The 19,648-nt window shown below is 40.5% G+C and carries 15 protein-coding genes and 3 pseudogenes; 14 read left to right on the top strand and 4 right to left on the bottom strand.

The window, feature by feature from the left end; translation table 11 throughout:
* Positions 1-25: 25 nt before the first annotated feature.
* The gene (locus E4O01_RS10180) at positions 26-2,836 is read right to left on the bottom strand and encodes a CHASE2 domain-containing protein (protein ID WP_253692085.1); all 2,811 of its coding nucleotides are present in this window, start codon (positions 2,834-2,836) and stop codon (positions 26-28) included.
* 127 nt (positions 2,837-2,963) lie between these two features.
* Between E4O01_RS10180 and E4O01_RS10175 the strand changes: the two genes are divergently transcribed.
* From E4O01_RS10175 to E4O01_RS10160, 4 genes are read left to right on the top strand one after another with little or no spacing between them, the layout of a single operon-like run.
* The gene (locus E4O01_RS10175; protein ID WP_253692084.1) at positions 2,964-4,157 is read left to right on the top strand and encodes an acetate/propionate family kinase; all 1,194 of its coding nucleotides are present in this window, start codon (positions 2,964-2,966) and stop codon (positions 4,155-4,157) included.
* Positions 4,158-4,216: 59 nt separating this feature from the next.
* Positions 4,217-5,962 carry a S1C family serine protease gene (locus E4O01_RS10170; RefSeq protein ID WP_253692083.1) on the top strand — a complete coding sequence of 582 codons (1,746 nt, stop codon included), beginning with the start codon at positions 4,217-4,219 and terminating at the stop codon, positions 5,960-5,962.
* Between the two features lie 29 nt (positions 5,963-5,991).
* Positions 5,992-6,606 (top strand): hypothetical protein, encoded by a 615-nt coding sequence (locus tag E4O01_RS10165; RefSeq protein ID WP_253692082.1) that lies wholly within the window; start codon positions 5,992-5,994, stop codon positions 6,604-6,606.
* Positions 6,593-7,210 (top strand): hypothetical protein, encoded by a 618-nt coding sequence (locus tag E4O01_RS10160; protein WP_253692081.1) that lies wholly within the window; start codon positions 6,593-6,595, stop codon positions 7,208-7,210. The genes E4O01_RS10165 and E4O01_RS10160 overlap by 14 nt, the downstream gene beginning before the upstream one ends.
* 94 nt (positions 7,211-7,304) lie before the next feature.
* Here E4O01_RS10160 and E4O01_RS10155 read toward each other — a convergent pair whose 3' ends face one another.
* Positions 7,305-7,571 carry a co-chaperone GroES gene (locus tag E4O01_RS10155; RefSeq protein WP_253692080.1) on the bottom strand — a complete coding sequence of 89 codons (267 nt, stop codon included), beginning with the start codon at positions 7,569-7,571 and terminating at the stop codon, positions 7,305-7,307.
* 340 nt (positions 7,572-7,911) lie between these two features.
* Here E4O01_RS10155 and E4O01_RS10150 point away from each other — a divergent pair, with 340 nt between their 5' ends.
* Positions 7,912-8,772 carry a sigma-70 family RNA polymerase sigma factor gene (locus tag E4O01_RS10150; RefSeq protein WP_253692079.1) on the top strand — a complete coding sequence of 287 codons (861 nt, stop codon included), beginning with the start codon at positions 7,912-7,914 and terminating at the stop codon, positions 8,770-8,772.
* A 90-nt stretch (positions 8,773-8,862) separates the two neighbouring features.
* Here the strand turns inward: E4O01_RS10150 and E4O01_RS10145 are convergent, their stop codons facing one another.
* Positions 8,863-10,053, bottom strand: a complete 1,191-nt coding sequence (locus tag E4O01_RS10145; protein WP_253692078.1) for a THUMP domain-containing class I SAM-dependent RNA methyltransferase — start codon at positions 10,051-10,053, stop codon at positions 8,863-8,865.
* Between the two features lie 79 nt (positions 10,054-10,132).
* Between E4O01_RS10145 and E4O01_RS10140 the strand changes: the two genes are divergently transcribed.
* Both E4O01_RS10140 and E4O01_RS10135 read left to right on the top strand, forming a co-directional pair.
* A complete protein-coding gene (locus E4O01_RS10140; RefSeq protein ID WP_253692077.1) occupies positions 10,133-11,062 on the top strand; it encodes a TraB/GumN family protein in 930 nt (309 codons plus the stop codon).
* A gap of 1 nt (position 11,063) precedes the next feature.
* Positions 11,064-11,474: a hypothetical protein gene (locus E4O01_RS10135; protein WP_253692076.1), complete on the top strand. Its 411-nt coding sequence runs from the start codon at positions 11,064-11,066 to the stop codon at positions 11,472-11,474.
* Here E4O01_RS10135 and E4O01_RS10130 read toward each other — a convergent pair.
* On the bottom strand, positions 11,471-11,944 hold the full coding sequence (locus E4O01_RS10130; protein ID WP_253692075.1) for a C40 family peptidase: 474 nt from the start codon (positions 11,942-11,944) through the stop codon (positions 11,471-11,473). The two genes, E4O01_RS10135 and E4O01_RS10130, sit on opposite strands and share 4 nt — an antisense overlap.
* Positions 11,945-12,023: 79 nt before the next feature.
* On the opposite strand from E4O01_RS10130, the gene E4O01_RS10125 reads away from it, so the two are divergent.
* The 7 genes and pseudogenes from E4O01_RS10125 (at position 12,024) to E4O01_RS10090 (ending at position 19,605) form a co-directional block, all read left to right on the top strand.
* Positions 12,024-13,751: an AMP-dependent synthetase/ligase gene (locus E4O01_RS10125; RefSeq protein WP_253692074.1), complete on the top strand. Its 1,728-nt coding sequence runs from the start codon at positions 12,024-12,026 to the stop codon at positions 13,749-13,751.
* A 479-nt stretch (positions 13,752-14,230) separates the two neighbouring features.
* Positions 14,231-14,938: pseudogene (locus tag E4O01_RS10120) on the top strand (DNA-binding domain-containing protein).
* A gap of 325 nt (positions 14,939-15,263) precedes the next feature.
* Positions 15,264-16,220: pseudogene (locus E4O01_RS14880) on the top strand (formylglycine-generating enzyme family protein).
* Between the two features lie 254 nt (positions 16,221-16,474).
* Complete coding sequence (locus E4O01_RS10105) at positions 16,475-17,608, top strand: formylglycine-generating enzyme family protein (RefSeq protein ID WP_253692072.1); 1,134 nt, start codon at positions 16,475-16,477, stop codon at positions 17,606-17,608.
* Positions 17,609-17,821: 213 nt separating this feature from the next.
* Positions 17,822-17,941, top strand: a complete 120-nt coding sequence (locus E4O01_RS14875) for a hypothetical protein (RefSeq protein WP_371819564.1) — start codon at positions 17,822-17,824, stop codon at positions 17,939-17,941.
* Positions 17,942-18,180: 239 nt separating this feature from the next.
* Positions 18,181-18,656 (top strand): annotated as a pseudogene (locus E4O01_RS10100) (HRDC domain-containing protein).
* Positions 18,619-19,605 (top strand): RNA-directed DNA polymerase, encoded by a 987-nt coding sequence (locus tag E4O01_RS10090; protein ID WP_253692069.1) that lies wholly within the window; start codon positions 18,619-18,621, stop codon positions 19,603-19,605. The pseudogene E4O01_RS10100 and the gene E4O01_RS10090 overlap by 38 nt, the downstream one beginning before the upstream one ends.
* The last annotated feature ends 43 nt before the right edge of the window (positions 19,606-19,648 follow it).

Here is a 19,648-nt window from a genome sequence, read left to right as displayed (position 1 = left end):
TATTATCCTTATAAAATAAAGAGATTTATTTACTTGTCATGTTTACGATATCGCTGTGTGTTGCTGCCGTTTCAGTATCTGTAAGAAGCATATTCATTCTTTCAACATACATCTTTGAAGGCTCATCATCGGGGATAACTTCCAAACACTTGTTAAAAAGGTTAAGGGCTTTTTGATATTCTCTTTGCCGATAAAAATCTATCGCATTTTCGAATATGCCTACAAGTTTTACCATTTCGGCGGAAGCCTCAGATTTGACTGCCATAACATTGTAAAGCTGAACCGGAGTATTGATACCTACAACCCTTACGCGGTCGAGCCGGCGGCCCAAGAAGGCATCATTTGTTTCGTTCCACGTAGATTCGGATGCCAAGATCCATGTACCATATTTTTTGTTTACTCCTTCAAGACGGGCTGCAAGGTTTACGTCATTTCCCATAATCGTGTAGTTCATCTTTTTTTCGGTGCCCATGTTTCCTACAACCATTTCTCCGGTGTTTATTCCTATGCGCGTAAAGATGGGCATGGGAATGTCTCCTGCGTCATAAAGCTGCTTATTGAGTTCTTTTTCTGCCTGCTTCATCCTGATTGCGGCAAGGCAAGCCCTGTAAGCATGATCCGGTAAGTCTGTCGGCGCTCCAAAAAAGGCTACGATGGCATCTCCAATGTATTTATCTATTGTGCCTTTTTCATGTAGAATTAAATCGCTCATTTGTGTGAGGTAAACGTTTAAAACCGAAACTAAATGCTCAGGCGTAATTTTTTCCGAAAGGGTAGAGAAGGATTTTATGTCGGTGAACAGAGCCGTAATTCTTTTTTGTTCTCCGCCAAGAGTGAGTTTGTCGGGGTCGGAAATAATTTCGTTTACAACATCGTCCGAAAGATAAACACCGAAAGCCTTTCTTAAAAACCCCTTTTCTTTTTCGCTAAAAATAAAGTTAAGTAATAGAATGACTATAAAGCTTACAACTACCGTTATAACCGGAAGAAAAAGTTGTAAATATATTTGCCCGAAAACAAATAATAGAATTCCTAAAGAAAGAGTAAGACTTAATAAGATAATTCCGAATATAACTTTTAAAAAGCCCCGTTCTATTTTTTTTAACATAAAGGCTGTAAAAAGTGAGATTACAAATGCAAGAATTATTGAAATCCATTTCGGAATCGGAGTTATAAAATCCTCATTCATAATAGTATTATAAATATTGGCATGGGTACCTACATTGGGATAGGACTTCCAAAAGGGGTTAACACCTAAATCGGAGGTTCCTACACCGCTGTAACCTATAATTGCAAAGGCATTGTTGCAAAAGCCGTTTATATAGTTTATGTGTTCCGAATAGTTTTTATATTCTTCTTTTGCATTTTTAAAGAGCTCTGCAACATAGGCATCTATATCGTCATATTGCTTTGATCCGCTCTGTTCTTTTATTTTTGCAAAAAGACCGTGTATTTCTTTATCGAAGTCTCCGCTTAAAAATTTGCTGTAGTGATCAAAAAAGGAATTACGCGCTGCGAAGTATTCTTTAAAATTTTGTTTGGATTTATTGAGAAGCTCTTTTTTCCACTCCCCAAGCCTTGCATATTCATCTTCCATAGAACTAACCGCACTGTGATAAGAAAGATAGCCCTCCGATGTTCTGATTTGCAAATTTTTTATGGCTTCCAAAAGTGAAACTAAATTCTTTTCCATTATGTCGGCATAGGTAAGGGCATAAACCGATAGACTTTTAAAACTGCCGTTTTCGGGGTTGTCGGTATCGGCAAAGCGTTTTTTTAGCCAGTTGATTAAAAGGTTTCCATCCTCATCAAGAGGGATTATAAGATCCTTTCTTTTTTCCAAATCCGACGGGTCTTTTGCATTTTTTAAAATGAGTTTCCTGCCCGACCGGATAATTTTTTCCGGTTCAAGGATGTGAAGTATAGGTGTGAAAACCAGCTGGCCTATGTACTTGCCTTCATATTCCGTTAAAAGCGAAATGCGGCGGCGTACACCGTCTTCGTCTATAACCACGTTCGGAAATCCGGCTCCTCTTGCATGTTTGAGTATCGGCATAATGGCCGGAGCCATTCCGTACTCTTCATTTGCTGCCCTGCGGTTTGCCAATGTTTCTTTTTTTAAAAGACCTGCTTCATCTTCGATATTGGTAAACAAGAAATTATTATAGGCAAAGTCTTTTAATTCCTTTGTTTCTCCTCCTATATTTATATTTACTGCATTGATGGTTAAAAAAGCATTTTCAAAAAAGCCCGCCGCTTCTCCCATATAGGCATCATTATCTCGAAACACATTGTGTTTAATTGAATCGGAAAGCTCATCAATCCTTGATTCAAAATATTCGGACATATCCTTGCCTATTGTTTTTACTTCTGAAAGAGGTATGTTTTTGGTTGCTACTGCATCCGAAAAATCTTTTATATATTCTCCGAATTCCTGACGGACGGCTGCATATTGTTTCGGTAATTCATGTTCTACATAGGTATTGTTTGCACCCGTCCTTCCTGCGGACAGGTACTCAATATCGAAAACCGCAGCCTTGCCGCCTGCTTCTTTTAGTCTGATTAAAACGTCTGCCAAAATATCCCGCGACCAAGGCCAAGAGCCTATCTGTTCAATAGAAAAATCGTCTACGTTTAAAAGGAGAATTTCACCTCGCTCATTGACTTCAGGTTTTATTTTGAGCATAGTGTCATATACTTGGTTTTCTATGTTTCGTCCTAGTTTGATAAAACTAAAAGCCGTAAAAATTAAAAACACAATTATTGCTATTATAAAATTAAGATTTTTTTGTAAAAAAGCAATAAAACCCGATTTACTTTTTTCTTTTTCGACCATAACTTTCTCCTAAATCCCATTATAGTGGAAAAATTATTAAAAAACAAGCTATTATATAGATAGACTTTTATTATATTTTGGGGTATTATACCAAATAAGATTACTTCACATTTTAAGGAGATATATAATGAAGATATTGGTTATCAACTGCGGAAGCTCTTCTTTAAAGTATCAGCTCATCGATATGACTAACGAAGATGTTTTGGTAAAAGGCCTTGTCGAAAGAATCGGAATTGAAGGTTCACGTATTAAGCACGAAAAAAAAGGAATGGATGCCGTTTTAATTGAAGAAAAAATGAATGACCACAAAAAGGCTATTCAGCTTGTTTTGGAAGCTCTCATCGACAAAAATCACGGTGTTGTAAAATCTATGGAGGAGATTACGGCTGTAGGTCACAGAGTTGTTCACGGCGGAGAAGAATTCAATAAGTCCGTTCTTTTAGACGACAGGGTAATGGCCGGTATCAAAGAATGTATCGACCTTGCTCCTTTGCACAACCCTGCAAATATTATGGGAATTGAAGCTTGTAAGGCTCTTATGCCGAAAACACCGATGGCTGCAGTTTTTGATACTGCCTTCCATCAGACAATGCCTGCCGAAAACTATATCTATGCTCTTCCCTACGAGTATTACGAAAAATACAAGATACGCCGCTACGGCTTCCACGGAACCTCTCACCGTTTTGTTTCCGAAAAGGCTGCCGAAACCCTTAAAAACAATTCGGCTGATTTTAAGATAATTACCTGCCACTTAGGAAACGGTTCCAGCTTGGCTGCTATCAAGGGCGGAAAATGTGTAGATACCTCCATGGGGCTTACTCCCCTCGAAGGTCTTGTTATGGGAACCCGCTCAGGCGACCTCGACCCTGCAATTCTTCCCTTTATTATGAATAAGGAAAAACTTTCAGCCGATGACATGAGCAACGTTTTAAACAAAAAGTCCGGCGTTTTAGGTATTTCCGGTGTAAGCAGCGACTTTAGGGATATTGAAACAGCGGCAAAAGAAGGAAACAAGAGAGCTCAGCTCGCCTTGGATGTCTTCTGCAACAGGGTTAGAAAATACATAGCTTCCTATGCTGCCCAGCTCGGCGGAGCGGATGCCTTAGTATTTACAGCCGGTATCGGAGAAAACTCTATCGAACTTCGAGAAAAAATCTGTCACGGTTTAGAATTCCTCGGAGTTGAACTTGATCCTGAAAAGAACAAGGTAAGGGGAAAACTCACCGATGCAAGCAAGACCTCATCAAAGGTTAAGGTTCTTATAATCCCCACAAACGAAGAGCTTATGATTGCTAAGGACACGATGGCATTGGTAAAATAAAGATTAAGTAAAATAGGCTATATGTGTTATCTTATAGCCTATTTTATATTGGAGGACACATGAAAAATAAAATTATATGTATCGCCTTTTTTTTATTTGGTTTAACTATTTTTGCAGATATAAGGGATGCAGTATGTATTGTGCGGCCCAATTATGAAGAAAAAACTTTACAATTTATGGATGCCGCTGCCGGCAAAATTTCAAAAGCCGGATATATCGACATAGCTGAGCTTTTTGAAAATGCCAAAGAAGGAGTTTTCGGATCAGGATTTTTTATTCGCGGGCATAATAAAAAAACTTACGTATTAACAAATTATCACGTTGCGGCTTATGCTTCTTCTCTTTCTCTGGAACTTGAAAATATTGAAGGCGAGAAAGTTAAAATTGAAAATTGCCCTGTAGTAGCTATAGATGAAGAATTGGACATTGCAATAGCAGAGGTCAACGATAAAAGAGTTAAATCTTTTTTAAATTTAGCAACTAAACTTCCTTCCGATGGGGTCGATGTTTGGTCAGCCGGTTATCCGGGGCTTGGAGGAAAACCCCTTTGGCAGCTTGGAAAAGGAACAGTTACCAATTCAAAAACAAGACTTAGCAATATTGTAGATCCTAAAAAATCTTTTTTTATTCAACATTCGGCTCCTATAGATTCAGGAAATTCAGGAGGCCCGCTTTTGATAAAATCTCAGAATTCTCCTGAAGGCTATGATGTTATAGGAATAAATTCGGTCAAGGCTGTTTTTAGGCAATCCACTAATTTTGCAATTCCTGCCGTCTCGATTAAGAATTTTATCGATTCACGAGTTTTTGGAGGAAAGGAAAAATCCGAAAATAATTTAAAAATTGCCTTAGATGAATTTGCGGAAGTATGTAAAAACTTTAAAATTGACAAGGAAGATGAAAAAAATGAAGAGATTTTAAAACGGCTTCGAAAAATTACGATATGTATTTCCGAAGACTACGCCGTAAATGAAGGTTTGGATGCTTATCTGACAGCTTTAAGGAAGGCTCCGCGGTTGTTTAGATCCGAAATTTTATCGGCTTCGTTTCTTGGCAATCCGATAAATGGAATTAGAACAGCTATTGCTTACGAAATATATAATTCCATAAAACCTGAAGAGAACTCGTACATTCCTGAAAAGAAAGCCGAATTTGCCGATTTAAAAAATGCCGGTAAAAATTATGAATTTGTGCTTTACTATGAGGCCGGAAAATCCAAGTTTTTTACCGTTTGGAATAATCATCAGACTGCTTGGCAAATTACTGCTTCAAATTTGAATACCCCTCCTGATGAAAAACCTTCGGGAAAACCGAAAAAAGCAAAGCAAAGCAATAACTCATCTTTCGTATTTATAGAAGAAATTCCGACAAAAACGAGAATACATGCTTCCTATATAGGTTTAAAACAAAATAAAGAGTGGTTGTCAGGTTTTTCTTTCGGTTATTTTCATAATTTTAAATATGCTGAGGTTGGTATATCGGCAATTATTAATAAACCTCGTCAGTTACCTAGTTTTTCTTTTAGAAAGCCTCTTAAGATTTGTTTCGGTTTAACTCCCGAATTTAGATTGCAGATACCCCTTAATATAAATAATTCTGTATATATTGCTCCGCAAGCCTTTGTAGGGGCCGGTATTTTTATCCCTCCTGTTGACTATTTTGTCCAATATGGAGGAGGTATGGAAATTGTACCTGTAAGCTTTTCATCTATATCGTTTGGAGTTGATTTTATTATTAGGTCATATTTAAAAGAAGTTAAGGAAACAAATATGGGAATTCGCGCAAGTATTTCTGTGCGTATATAATTAACAAAATATTAGGAGATTAAGCATTTATGAAAATGAAAATCATCAAAAAAGGAGCATGTTTGACATGTTTCATCGGTTTAGCGGTGTTGCTGAATTCATGTATTTTATTCAGTAATCTTAGAATGGCCTCTGAAGAGGGAGAAGCCAGCATAAACGGCAAAAAAGTCGGCATAAAAGAGATGTCCTCTTCAGATAAGGACTGTCTTGCCTTTGGTTACCTAAATGTAAGCGGTGTGCATATGTATGTTCAAATGGATCATACAAAGGATGCAATATATACCACCCCCCTATTGATGGGAGGCGGTTCTTTTTGCTTTCCGCCTATAGACAGGGAATTGAGCTTTCAACTTATACAATTGCGCTATGATAACTGGTTTACAAAGGTTATTACACATTATACGCCGGGGTTGGGCAAAAAAGGTAACATAGCCTTTACTACAAATAAAAAAGGTCTGCAATTTATAGGAGCTTATGATTTTATAATTAACGGATCTTCTGCAACTCTTGCTCCATATCCTCGCGGCGAGCAAACTAAGTATGAATTGGAAGTTTTGCGTAAAATGAAAAATAAGTTTAGAAAGACAAAATGGGAAAACTTAATAGATGATAGAATAAAGGAGATTGAAAATGAAAAGAAATAAATATACTGCACTATTGCTTATTATTATTTTTAATATAACGGTTATAAATACCAATATATTTGCTGCCGATAAAAAAAAGCCTAATCCTCCCTCAAAGAATGAGGTTGTAATCGTTTTTTCGTTAAAAGTGCAGCCGTCACCTGATACCGATTTTTTTGCAAATTATTCACATATGGTGTTTTCAAAGATGGAAATAGGGCATTATCACAGCACGACAGATAAAATAACTTTAAGCGGTTCAAACCGCAGAATGCCGCTTACGGTTGTTTTTGAAGAAGATGCTAAGCTGATTGATCTTGCTATGGTAAAATTTCCTTTTGCTTATGGAAAAAGATATATCAATATTGAAAGATTAAGATATCATTTTGCAGGTTCAGAAGCTATATGTATAAGCATACCCTTAAATTCCAAAATTGAGGTTCCTGAGGGTGTAAAATATGTCTACATTGGTGACTTTATTTGTAAGTGTTCTATTCCCTTTTATGATATAACCGATATAAAACGAGTTGATAATTTTGATGCAGCGGCCAAGGCCGTAAAATCTGTTTATGGTGAAGATGCCGAACTTGAAAGGCTTCCATTAATTCCGCTGGAAAAAAAATAAATCTTTTCCGGCTAAAAACAAAAAAACGGCGGGTCTTGTTAAAGTCCCGCCGTTTTTTAATAAGCTTTTATCTGTAAGATAAAAACGCTAAACCTTATTCTACAACAGCAACCAAATCATTTGCTTTTAAAATCAAATGATCTACGCCGTCGATTTGAATTTGAGTTCCGGCATACTTGTCGTGGATAACTTTTTGTCCGACGGAAACCTTGATCTTTTCTTTATCATCTCCGACAGCTACAACTACACCTCTTTGGGTTTTTTCTTGAGCTGTGTCGGGAATGATGATTCCGCCCGCCGTTTTTGTTTCTACTGCATCCGGCTTTACTAAAACTCTGTCTCCTAAGGGTTTAACTTTCATCAAAAGACCTCCTGAAAAAATTAAAAAAACACAAAAAAACTTTATTTGTGCCTTTTTGGCACTTTTTTTTGTGTTTTATTTCGGGGTGTGTCATTTCAATACATCTGTCCCGAATACCATAAAATATAAGAAAAAAAAGCCAAAAAGGCAATAGGTTTTGATTATTTTAAGCATTAAGTATTTAATTTCTTAATTCTATATTGGGTATATACTTACGCCATTCATTGGGTTTATCGTTTTTAGTTTTAAAATATTTTTTTGTTTGTTTCTGTTTTAGCATGATTTTTGCTTGTATATACGGGAGGCTAAAAGCTTTCCAGTTTTACACAAGGAGTTGAATATGTATAACAGAACAAAGAACAATTATGACGCAGAAATGAACTCGTTGGCTACTTATTTAAAAGAAATTAATCAGATTCCGCTTTTAACTGCGGAAGAAGAAATAAAATATGCTAAACTTGCAGAAAAGGGCGATGAATATGCTAAAAATATGCTGGTAAATTCCAACTTGCGCTTTGTTGTGAATGTTGCAAAAAAATATCAAAATCAGGGGCTTCCCCTCATGGACCTTATCAGTGAAGGCAATATAGGATTGATGAATGCTGCCGAAAGATTTGATGTTTCAAAAGGATATAAATTTATCTCTTATGCAGTTTGGTGGATTAAGCAGTCTATCTTAAAGGCTATTTGCGAAAAATCGAGAATGATACGCCTTCCCTTAAATAGAGCAAATGAGCTTGTTCAAATCGAAAAGGCAAAAAAAGAAATCGACTTTGCCGGAAATGAAAGTCAGGAATTGAACGAAATTGCCGGTATCTTAAATATGAATAACACTATGGTTCATACCATTATGAATGCGGCCAGAGATCCTATTTCGATTGATGCTCCCGTTTTTGATGAACCCGGAAGCTCCAGTATAAACGATTTTTTGCAGGATGAAACTCATCAAATGCCTGAAGACTATGCAATGGATATGAGCCTTCGAGATGAAGTAAACGAACTTCTTAAAAATCTTGATGACAGGGAGGCCGAAATTATCCGTTACCGCTTTGGACTTGACGGTTATGCTCCTCTTTCTTTAAAAGAAGTAGGGCTCATCTTTAATCTTACAAAAGAAAGAATACGACAGATCGAAAAGAAGGCTTTGCAGCAGCTTAAAAAGCCTGCCGAAAAACAAAAACTCGCCGTTTACGTTGCGTAAACAGTTTACGTCGCGTAAACCGTTTATAATGAGGGCTGCCGGAAGGCGGCCCTTTTTTGTCGGTTAAGCCTGATAAGTTAGGGGTAGGTTTTATTCCATAATATACAAAACGGTTTCCATGTTGCCGCCGCGGAGACTGTGTTTTTTTAAAACGCTATCCTTATTTTGTTTACAAAATATTTTTTCGAATTCTTTTTTGCTTGTGATAAAGCCAAGCTTCCAGTCAGGAAAGTGTTGAGGAATTTCGGCCATTCTTTTATAAAGCTCAAAGGCTTCTTCTTCGCTTCCGAGCCTTTCACCGTAGGGCGGGTTTGACAAAAGGATGCCGCTTTCATATGGGGCTTCCAATTCGGAAAAATCCGATTGGATAAAATCGGGGCGTTCTATGTGATGGGTAATGCCTGCCGCATGAAGTTCTCTGCCTGCTATTATACAGGCCCTTTCGGCATTGGCTTTTGAAAGAGAAACGGCTTCTTCCGAAATATCCGAGCCGGTTATCCTTGCAAGACAGTCGGTTCTTACGGCTGCAGCCGCCTTTCCTTTTTCTTCAGTTAAAATTTTTTCCATATTTTCTTTTTCAAAACAGATGAAGTTTTCGAAGGCAAAGTGACGGGCAATTCCGGGCGGAATATTATAGGCATACCAAGCCGCCTCGATGGGAATGGTTCCTGAGCCGCAAAACGCATCGTGGAGGGGAATTTTTCTTTTCCATTGCATGAGCCGGATTAAAACCGCAGCCAAAGTTTCCCTCATTGGGGCAGCTCCCCCGCTTAGGCGGTAACCGCGTCTGTATAGAGGGTCTCCGGATAAGTCCAGACAGACATAGACGTTGTTATTTTCTATATAAATGCGTATCATAAAACGGGTTCCCGTTTCGGGAAGAGAATGCATATTCCATTTTTTGCATAGCTTGTCGCAGACAGCCTTATGCACGATAGATTGAACTGCATGTTCCGATGAAAGTTTTGATTTATAGGTTCTTACCTTATCGATGATGATTCGGGCATCCCGCGGAAAATAATTATGCCAATCGATTGAAAAAACTAAATCGAAGAGGTCGTCAAAGTTTTCTGCCTTTGAAGTATTTATAAGCAGAAAGACCCTGTCGGCTGTACTTAAAAAATAATTTGCCTTAAAGAAAGCTAAAAGAGGTTCTGTTTCAGTTGATGTAAAAAAAACCCTTCCGGGAAGGCGGTTGTAAGGTTTGAAGCCTAAGATTTTCAATTCCTTTGTGAGGACGGGTTCTGCGCCTACGGCGCATAGAGCAATAAAATCATTCATATCGTTTTGAAGTATAGCATTTTTTTAAAATTTTTTATATACTCTTGCCGTAAAATAATAAACTAAATTCGGAGAACATATGAAGAAGATAAAAAAAATTTTAGCTGCGGTTTTGACTTTTTTGTTCATTTTTTCTTTTGTAATTTCTTGTAAAACAAAAGATTCGGAACTAGCAGGAGATACAAAGGCCGTTTTAATAAAACATCCTGAAAGAATGTTTTGGGAAATAAAAAAAGAAGATTCATCTATCTATATTTTGGGAACAATTCACTTTGCAGATAAGGATTTTTATCCATTGGAAGATAAGATACTGGAAGCCTTTGATAAGGCTGATGTTTTAGTCAGTGAAATAGGCGGTGTGACCGAGATGGCTGAAGTTCAAGAGAAATTTCAAACTAAGATGATACAAAGTATTAATTTGAAACCCGAAAAAGATTTGAGTAATTTTTTATCGGAAGACGAGATCAGCATCATCAGGCAGGAACTTGGAGACACTATAGCCATGTCTCTTTTAAAATTTGATCCTTGGATTCTTACAATGAGTTTAAATCAAATTCTTTATACAAAAGCCGGGTTGGATTCTCAAAGCGGGCTGGATATGCATCTTATGGACCGTGCCGGAAAAAGAAAGATTGCTGCTCTTGAAAGTATTGATGAACAGTTGAACTTATTATCCTCAGGTAGTTTTGAAGAACAAGTCAAGGCTCTTAAAAAAACTATAGATGATTTACAAAATGCCGATAAAATCATTGACTTATTGACCAAGTTAAAAAAACTTTATTTGGAAAATAATAGCGATGAATTAAAATCTTTTATAGGTTCTCTTTTAGATATGAGTGAAGGTATATCCGAAGATGCACTTTTAAAAGATCGAAACATTGTTTGGGCAGAAAAATTTGAAGAGTATCTTGAAAAAGGCGGAACAACCTTTGTTTTTGCAGGTCTTGCTCATTTTTTGGGAGAGGACAGTGTATTTGAACAAATGAGAATAAAAGGAATTTTAGAGTAAAATGAAAAAGATAATTGTTTTTTTTGCAGTTTTGTTGCTTTGCTTTTCGGCATGTAAGACAAAACAAATTCGGCCCCAAGGAGCTTATATACAGCTGACGGACAAGGCTCAGATATCTTTTAAAAATCTTCCATGTACGGTATTTTTTTCGGACGGTACTGAGGAAAAATATATCACAAATGAAGACGGTAAGGTTGTAGTCAAAGTCATTGAAGGACGGATTATAACAAAGATTGTTTATGATTTTTCGGATTACAAAAGACCCAAGGGAAAGCTATTGGCAAAGGAAGAGTTTTCAATAATAAAAAAGCTTAAAACAAAACCTAAATCGGTTATACAGGAATTCGATATTAATCTTGAGCCTCATAAAGGGATGCAGTTGATAATAATCTTGGATATTTTTGATATCTAAAAAATATCTTCGGCTTCTAAAAATCGGCCTGCAAATCGATAGGCGTTTTTCCAATATTTTTCGTCAAGAGATGAAATTATGACGCCGGTATGTTTACCCTGTGAAGCCGCATGAATAAATTCGCCGTTGCCTATGTAGATTCCTACATGGGATAATTTATTTCCCACAGTGTAGAAAAACAAAAGATCGCCGGGCTGAATGTCTTCGTTTGAAATCCGTTTGGCAAAATCTGCAAGTCCTCTTGTGCTCCTCGGTATATTCATTTCAAGCCCGTCAAGAGCTGCCCGATACACAAAACCTGAACAGTCCATTCCCGCCTTTGTTGTGCCTGCATACTTGTATGGTGTCTTCAAGTATTTGTACGATGCATTTATAAAATCAAGCCGAGGAGATTCCGGCGGTTGGGCTCCAAAGATCATACATCCGTTTAAAAAAAAGCTTAAAACAACAAAAATAAATATTTTTTTCATAAATTCTGCAACCTCTTATCTCTTATCGGGTCTAACTATAAGAGAATTTAGCTAAATTTATTTATAAAAGGAAGATCTTATGGCAAATCTTAATAAAAAGCCTTGGGCTTTTTTGGACGAGTGGAGAGGAAAAAAATTTAAAGGCGAATGGCCGACCCTCCCCGAAATGTTTGAAATTACCGTAGAAAGGTATCCTGACAGAAATTGTTTTACGGTATTTGAACCCGACCGCATTACCCTTTCTTATTCAGAAAGTTTAAAGGCAATTAAGGACCTTGCCTATTGGATGACTGAAAACGGGGTTACAAAGGGAACCCACGTTGCAGTTTCGGGAAAAAACTCTCCCGAATGGGCTGCCGTATACTTGGCAACCCTTTTTGCAGGCGCTGTTACAATCCCTATAGATTACGGTCTTCATAATGAAGAGGTGGAAACCTTATTAAAAACTGCAAAGCCTAAAATGTTTTTTGTGGATGAGGAAAAATTTGCCTTTTTTGAAGAAAAAGCTAAGACTGAGAACTATATGGGTTCTCTTTATTCTTTGAGCAATAAACATCCCGAAATTTATGCTTATAATTTAAAACCCAAAGGTACCCCTGAACTTGCAAAGGCTGAAGAAAACGACATGGCTGCCATTCTTTTTACTTCAGGAACGACAGGAAACCCCAAGGGTGTTATGCTTACCCATAAAAACCTTGTTTCGGACTGTTACATCGCTCAGTCCAATTTGAATATCTACCATACGGACGTATTTTATGCACTTCTTCCGCTTCATCACTCGTATACTATGCTTGCTGTTTTTATCGAAGCCCTTTCAGTCGGTGCCGAATTGGTTTTTGGAAAAACTCTTGCAGTATCAAAGATGCTTGCCGAGCTTAAAGCCGGAAAGATTACGATGCTTTTGGGCGTTCCGCTCTTGTTCAATAAGCTCCTTGCCGGTATCTTTAAGGGAATTAAGGCAAAGGGTATTTTAGTTTTCGGTATAATCAGGGGCTTGATGGGCTTTTCATACTTTGTTAAAAAGGTCTTTAAGGCCAATATAGGAAGTAAGCTATTTCACGGAATTTTGGATAAGGCCAGTTTGGGAAATGTGCGTATCGCCATCTGCGGAGGAGGCCCTCTTGCTCCCAAAGTTTTTAGAGCTTATAACGAATTCGGTATAGACTTTATTCAAGGCTACGGTTTAACCGAGACTTCTCCTATCATTGCCCTTAATCCGAAAGAACACTTTAAGATAGCCAGTGTCGGGCAGTATTTTATTTCTTATATGGAAATGAAAATCCTCGATCCGGACGAAAATGGAATAGGCGAGGTTGCCGTAAAGGGGCCGATGGTTATGCAGGGCTACTACAACATGCCCGAAGAAACAGCCGAAGTGCTTTCGCCGGACGGCTGGTTTAGGACAGGAGACCTCGGCCGGCTGGATGATGAGGGATACCTCTACCTATGCGGACGGGCTAAGAACCTCATAGTTACTGCCGGAGGAAAAAACGTATTCCCTGAAGAAATAGAAAATATGTTCCAGCTTTATTATAATGAGATTGAACAGATTACAGCTGCGGGCTATCAGGCAGAAGAAGGCGAGGAAGTTGAAGCCCTTGTTTATCCTTCGGATGAACTTTATAAAAAACTTAATGTAACACGCGGTACCGGTGAAGGCGATGTTGCCGTTCAAAAAGAAATCGATGCCATTATCGAAACCGTAAATAAGAAGCTTTTACCCTATCAGCGCATTACAAAGACAACCTATCTTGCTGAGCCGCTTGAAATGACCACAACCAAAAAAGTAAAGCGCTTTAAGAAGTAGGTAGTTATAAAAAGGAACCTCTAAGAGCTTCAGTTTTTTAGAGGTTCCCATATCTTTTAAGATGGAAAGATGTTTGAAATGGGCCTTGCAATATGCAGCAAAACCATGTATACTAAACACCAATGATATGGAAACGCCCGGACAGCAGTTGCAAACATTCTCACCAAAAAATTACAAAAAGTTTTGAAAAAGCTCTTGACATAAAGTACCGCATAGGGCAAGCTTCACAGCTGATAGGTGCCTGTGCTCAGATAAATTTACAATCAAACACAAACAAATTTACTCACATAAAGTACCGCATAAGGGCCGTAGTACGCTTTTATGCGTTTTTTATATTACACCGCAAGGAACGCAAAGCGTTGAGCTTTGCTCAAGTTCGCAAAGGATTATAAAAGAATGTCTTACAAAGCCTCTCTTAAAACACCTTGCGTCCTTGGCGTGCTCCGCGGTTAAATTAAAAAATATAAGGAGGCAAAGAAATGCTTAAATACTCTTTACGAGAAAACTTACTCACACCTGCGCCTGATGACTACATGGCGCAGGCAGCTGATGTGCGCTCGTACACTCTTGACTAGATTATCGACCTAATGATGGAAAAAGGTACCACGCTCACGCGTGCGGATGTGGCGGCAACGCTGCAAGTCTATGGAGAGGTAGTAAGTGCCATTATCAAAGATGGCTCGGACGTTAACACGCCCCTCATCAACACCTCGATGAGCATATCGGGCGTTTTTGACGGAGCAGACGACGCTTTTGATAAAAAACGGCACACGGTCAACCTGAACATCAATGCGGGAACGGCACTTAAAACCGCAGTCGGCAAGGTAAAAACCGTAAAGACCGAAACGGCAAGCACCGACCCGTACATCACAAGCGTTTTAGACAAACTGAACGGCTCGTCTGACGAAGTCAAAATCGGCTCTGTAATGGAAATAATCGGCAGACGGTTAAAATTTGACCCTAAAGACGATGAACAAGGCGTATTCGCCGTATCGGGCACCAAAACCGTCCGCTGTGCCTCGGTAGTCGAAAACAAACCTGCCCGCATCATCGTTCTTTTGGATGCAAGCGTCCCCGCAGGCGACTTTACGCTGGAAGTGCGGACAAAGTTATCGAGCGACGGCAGCAAAAAATCGAAGACACTCAAAAAAGGATACTACCGTAAAACCTTAAAAGCGGTAGTCTAGTAAAATGTACGCTCCTATCGTCAGCATAATGACGGGAAGACCGTTAAGCTGATAACGGAATGTACATCAGCATAATGACGGACTAGCCGTCAGCATAATAACGGTCTGACCGTTAAACTAATGACGGAGCGTCCGTTACTGTGCTTCGGAATGTCCTACTGGATTGGGACTAATTCAATCCAAAAATACAGAATACCCCGAAGCCTTGAATTCGACGGGTTCTTAGGGCAGAGCCCTAAGCAGCGCGGGAGAGAGAACCCTGCTCTGACTTGAAAAGCCCGTAAGGGAACGGGGTGCTCTCTCCCCTTAATTAAGGAGGTCTTATATGACACACTTACACAAAAAAAGAGCCGCGGCGCTCATCACAGCCGCAACTTTAACACTGGTACTGCTGTTTACCGGCTGTCCTAATAGCGCGGGCGGTTCGGGCGGCGGAACAACACCGCCGCCGGAAAACAAAACCTATGCGGTAGACGGCGTAAACTTTACAATGAAAGGCATCGCCGCCGTAACGAACGGAACCGTAGGGCACACTGATAACGCCGGCAACAATGCACCGCACACGGTAAGCCTTTTGGCCTACCGGATAGGAGAAACCGAAGTAACGCAGGAGCTGTGGGAAAAGGTGATGGGCACTAATCCGAGCTATTTTCAGGGAAGTTCCAACCCGCCTGAAAGCGGCGAAGTGCAGGAGAAGCGACCGGTAGAGAATGTAAACTGGTATCAGTGTATAGCATTTTGCAATAAGTTGAGTAAGTTGTGCAATCTTGATCCGTGTTACACGGTTACCGGCATAAACTTCGATGCACTGAACTTTAGCGATATACCGACATCGAATAATACAAACTGGAATAATGCCGTATGAGACCGGAGTAAAAACGGCTTCCGGCTGCCGACGGAGACGGAATGGGAATGGGCTGCCAAGGGCGGAAAAGACTATAAATGGGCAGGAACGAATGAGCAAGCACAGCTCGTAAACTATGCGTGGTATGATGCAAACAGCGGTAACAAGACGCACCAAGTAAAGTTGAAATCGGCGAACGGCTACGGCTTATACGACATGAGTGGGAATGTATGGGAATGGTGCTGGGACCGGTACGGTAACTTTTCCTATCCGCTGCCGCCTGATTATGAAGGTGCTGCGTCCGGTGATAGCCGCGTCTTACGCGGCGGCGGCTGGAATAGTGTTGCGGATGGCGCTGCTCGTGCGTCTCGGAGCAGCGGCAACCCCGACTACCGCTACGGCGGCAATCTTGGCTTGCGGCTGGTCTCGCGTCCCTAGAGTTTACGCAGCATTTTTTCGTAAGCAAGGCGGTGAAGCGGGCGCAGCGTAAGCCGCCCGCAAGCAGCCTTGTGTCGAAAAAATGCGCCGGCAGCGGGAAGGCTGTTGAGCAGTTGTACCTCCGTGTACACTTCGCATAATGCGGAAGGAGAAAAAATGACTAGATCATTTAGTTATGATGAAAATTTGAAGGGTATGGTCGATATCAGTTCTGACGGACTTGAAACAGCATATCATTTTTTAGGAGAAAATATATGATAAAATTAAATTTGAACAAGAGCTCAGCCGGTTCAAGCGGAAGGCTCTGTGCACTGAAAAGAGCCGCGGCGCTCATCACAGCCGCAATATTGGCACTGGTCTTTACAGGCTGCCCGAATAATGCGGGCGGAAGCGGTTCGGGCAGTGCCACGCCGCCCGCACCGCCCGATGTAGGTTCTTTTGAAGACACAGGCGACGGCTTTATAAAAATAACCCCTCCTGCAAAAGGCATTGTAGGCGTTGACCCTGACTACACCTTACCCGGAACTGAGGCTTATTGGAAAGGCGTATTTATTGACGGCCGGAAGGTAAAATTAAGCCCATACAAGCTCGGCAAGACAGAGGTAACGTATGAGTTATGGCACGAGGTACTGACATGGGCAGAAAGTAATGGCTACACCTTTGCTAATAAGGGAAAAGAAGGCAGTCATGGAACCGAAGGAGCCGCTCCTACAGAAGAAGGAAAAAAAGAGCCTGTAACAACTATAAACTGGCGAGACTGTATTGTATGGTGCAATGCGTATACCCAGAAAATCAAAGGGGAGGGGGAATGCGTCTACCGCAAAAAGGACGATCATACCGTCGTATTAAAAGACGCAACGGACGGAGATGCCCGCGATAATGCATCTGCCGATATGAGTAAAAAAGGCTTTAGACTTCCTACCGAAGCGGAATGGGAATATGCGGCCCGTTGGCAGGGAAGCGATAAAACAAATGCGGCACAATACGGCGATGTATGGCTGACCAAATTAAACAGTGCAAGCGGAGCCAAAGATAAATGGGATACGGCTGAAACAGGAGAGGTTGCGTGGTATTATAATAATTCAGGAAGCAAAACTCATCCTGTAGGAAAAAAGAGGGCGAATGATATTGGATTATATGACATGAGCGGGAATGTCTGGGAATGGTGTTTTGATAGGCGTGATGATGATCCTGGAGCAAATGATGCTGCTTATACATCCGGCGGATTTGTAGTTGACCCGCAGGGTGGCGCGGCTGGCGTTGACCGCGTCTTACGCGGCGGTAGCTGGGGCAATAACGCGGAGGGCTGCGTCGTCGGGCGGCGGAGCGGCAGCGACCCCGACGACAGCGCCGGCTTTCTTGGCTTTCGGCTGGCTTGTCGCCCCTAGGGTTCACACATTTTGCCTGTGAGGTTGAGCAGCAACGGGCGTTGCGTAAGCCGCCCGTTGCGGCGAAACCGAACCGGCAAAATGTGTCGTGAGGTGCAGTATAGTTTTGAAAATAAGTCAAAGCGGTGCCGAGTAGCCGCTTTAGCGGCTCGAAAATTTTTTGACTAAAAAACGGTATGGACTTTATAAGGTGGCGCGGCTGGCGTTAACCGCGTGAAACGCGGCGGTAGCTGGAACAATAACGCGAAGAACTGCGTCGTCGGTAAACGGAACAACAACAACCCCGACAACAGCAACGACAATCTTGGCTTTCGGCTGGCTTGTCGCCCCTAGAGCTCACACAAACGGTGTGAACCGTCCCTATCGTGTACAGTAAGCCTGCGTACGGACTTAGGATAGCCGTTTTCGTATGCAGTAATGATAAGAGCTGTACAAATAAAGAGTGCTCTCCTTATGTAAGTACCGTATCTGAAATATCGAAATTAGGAAAGCTTAAGGAGAGCTTTTTTTAAAGAATGGAAGTCTTAAAAAATTAATCCGGGTTTTTAACCGGAGTTAATGAGGGTAAAACGATGCAATTTAAATTATTTGTTATACCGGTTTCCAACTACGAACAAGCGGTTGCGGAGATGAACGCATTTTTACGTGCACATAAAATAATCGCCGTTACCAAAGAATTTGTTGCAACGGGAGAAAACAGTTTTTATTCGATAATTGCCGAATACATAGAGACTTCTTTTGTGCCTGCAGCTGATAAGGGAAAATCATCGGTCGATTATAAAGACATCTTAAAGCCTGAAGAGTTTGCTCTTTTCTCCTATCTACGGGATGAGCGTAAAAAACTCGCCGATCAAGCGGGAATTCCCGTTTATGCAGTGGTAACAAATGCACAGCTTGCACAAATAGCCGAAAAAAACCGCAGACAATAAGCGCATTGGGTCAAATTGAAGGGATCGGACAGGGAAAATGCGAAAAATTCGGCGAAGCGTTTTTACGTGCGGTACAAGAATATGAAAAGAAGCGGCAAGCTGTACCTGCGCATAGCTGAATGGGATAATCTGCTCTGCGCTTTTTATAACGCATCGCGCGGTAAACGGTTAAAGCCGGATATACTTTTATATGAAAAAAATCTTTACGAAAATCTAAAAACCTTACAAGCTCATCTTATTGACAAAACTGTCTCGCTTGGAAATTACCGGTTTTTTAAAATATACGACCCTAAAGAACGGCTGATCTGTGCAGCTCCTTTTACTGAACGGGTCGTACACCATGCTATTATCAATATTGCAGGACCGGTGTTTGAGCGGCTGCAAATATATGATAGTTACGCTTGCCGGAAAGGGAAGGGGGCAAACGCTGCCTTAGTACGCGCATTGTATTTTACTAAACGGTATCGGTATTTTCTCAAACTGGATATGAAAAAATATTTTGATTCTATCCCGCACAGCAAACTTGCTTCTTTGCTAGCCGGTAAATTCAAAGACAAAGCTCTGCTGCAGTTATTTGATCAGCTGCTTGCTTCTTATACTGTAACGGAAGGACGGGGATTGCCGATCGGTAATTTGACCAGTCAATACTTTGCAAATTTTTATCTCGGAATTTTTGATCACTATGCAAAGGAGCGGATGAAGGTAAAAGGCTATGTCCGGTATATGGATGATGTACTACTGTTTGCTGATACCATGCAGGAAATAAAAGATATGCTGCACACAGCCAAGTGTTTTTTGGAAGAGGAATTGCTTTTAACCTTAAAGGAAGAAACAATCGGTAAAACCGCGAGCGGCGTTCCGTTTTTAGGGTTTTTACTCAAACCGAAGGGGATATATCTTTCGCAAAAGAAGAAAAAGCGGTTAAAAAAGCGTATTAAACAATATCGCTACAAGCTTGAAAGCGGCGTATGGGACGAAGCAGAATACGCCCTACATATAACGCCGGTATTTGCCCATGTTGCCGTAAGCCGGTGCAGAACGTATTGTAATAGGATTTTATGCCGGTAATGCTGTCGGCCGAATGTCAATGCTTTAAACAGTATCAAGTTTT

The sequence above is a fragment of the Treponema sp. OMZ 790 genome, from assembly GCF_024181285.1.
Classification (GTDB): domain Bacteria; phylum Spirochaetota; class Spirochaetia; order Treponematales; family Treponemataceae; genus Treponema_B.
Note: the sequence above shows the minus strand (reverse complement) of the source record. Positions and strands in the feature narration are given on the sequence as shown.

Bases quoted from the DNA above. Each gene is read 5' to 3' on its own strand.
- E4O01_RS10105 (WP_253692072.1), top strand. From the start codon at position 16,475: ATGATAAAATTAAATTTGAACAAGAGCTCAGCCGGTTCAAGCGGAAGG.
- E4O01_RS10140 (WP_253692077.1), top strand. From the start codon at position 10,133: ATGAAGAAGATAAAAAAAATTTTAGCTGCGGTTTTGACTTTTTTGTTC.
- E4O01_RS10180 (WP_253692085.1), bottom strand. From the start codon at position 2,836: ATGGTCGAAAAAGAAAAAAGTAAATCGGGTTTTATTGCTTTTTTACAA.
- E4O01_RS10165 (WP_253692082.1), top strand. From the start codon at position 5,992: ATGAAAATGAAAATCATCAAAAAAGGAGCATGTTTGACATGTTTCATC.
- E4O01_RS10155 (WP_253692080.1), bottom strand. From the start codon at position 7,571: ATGAAAGTTAAACCCTTAGGAGACAGAGTTTTAGTAAAGCCGGATGCA.
- E4O01_RS10170 (WP_253692083.1), top strand. From the start codon at position 4,217: ATGAAAAATAAAATTATATGTATCGCCTTTTTTTTATTTGGTTTAACT.
- E4O01_RS10125 (WP_253692074.1), top strand. From the start codon at position 12,024: ATGGCAAATCTTAATAAAAAGCCTTGGGCTTTTTTGGACGAGTGGAGA.
- E4O01_RS10090 (WP_253692069.1), top strand. From the start codon at position 18,619: ATGAAAAGAAGCGGCAAGCTGTACCTGCGCATAGCTGAATGGGATAAT.
- E4O01_RS10175 (WP_253692084.1), top strand. From the start codon at position 2,964: ATGAAGATATTGGTTATCAACTGCGGAAGCTCTTCTTTAAAGTATCAG.
- E4O01_RS10145 (WP_253692078.1), bottom strand. From the start codon at position 10,053: ATGAATGATTTTATTGCTCTATGCGCCGTAGGCGCAGAACCCGTCCTC.
- E4O01_RS10130 (WP_253692075.1), bottom strand. From the start codon at position 11,944: ATGAAAAAAATATTTATTTTTGTTGTTTTAAGCTTTTTTTTAAACGGA.
- E4O01_RS10150 (WP_253692079.1), top strand. From the start codon at position 7,912: ATGTATAACAGAACAAAGAACAATTATGACGCAGAAATGAACTCGTTG.
- E4O01_RS10135 (WP_253692076.1), top strand. From the start codon at position 11,064: ATGAAAAAGATAATTGTTTTTTTTGCAGTTTTGTTGCTTTGCTTTTCG.
- E4O01_RS10160 (WP_253692081.1), top strand. From the start codon at position 6,593: ATGAAAAGAAATAAATATACTGCACTATTGCTTATTATTATTTTTAAT.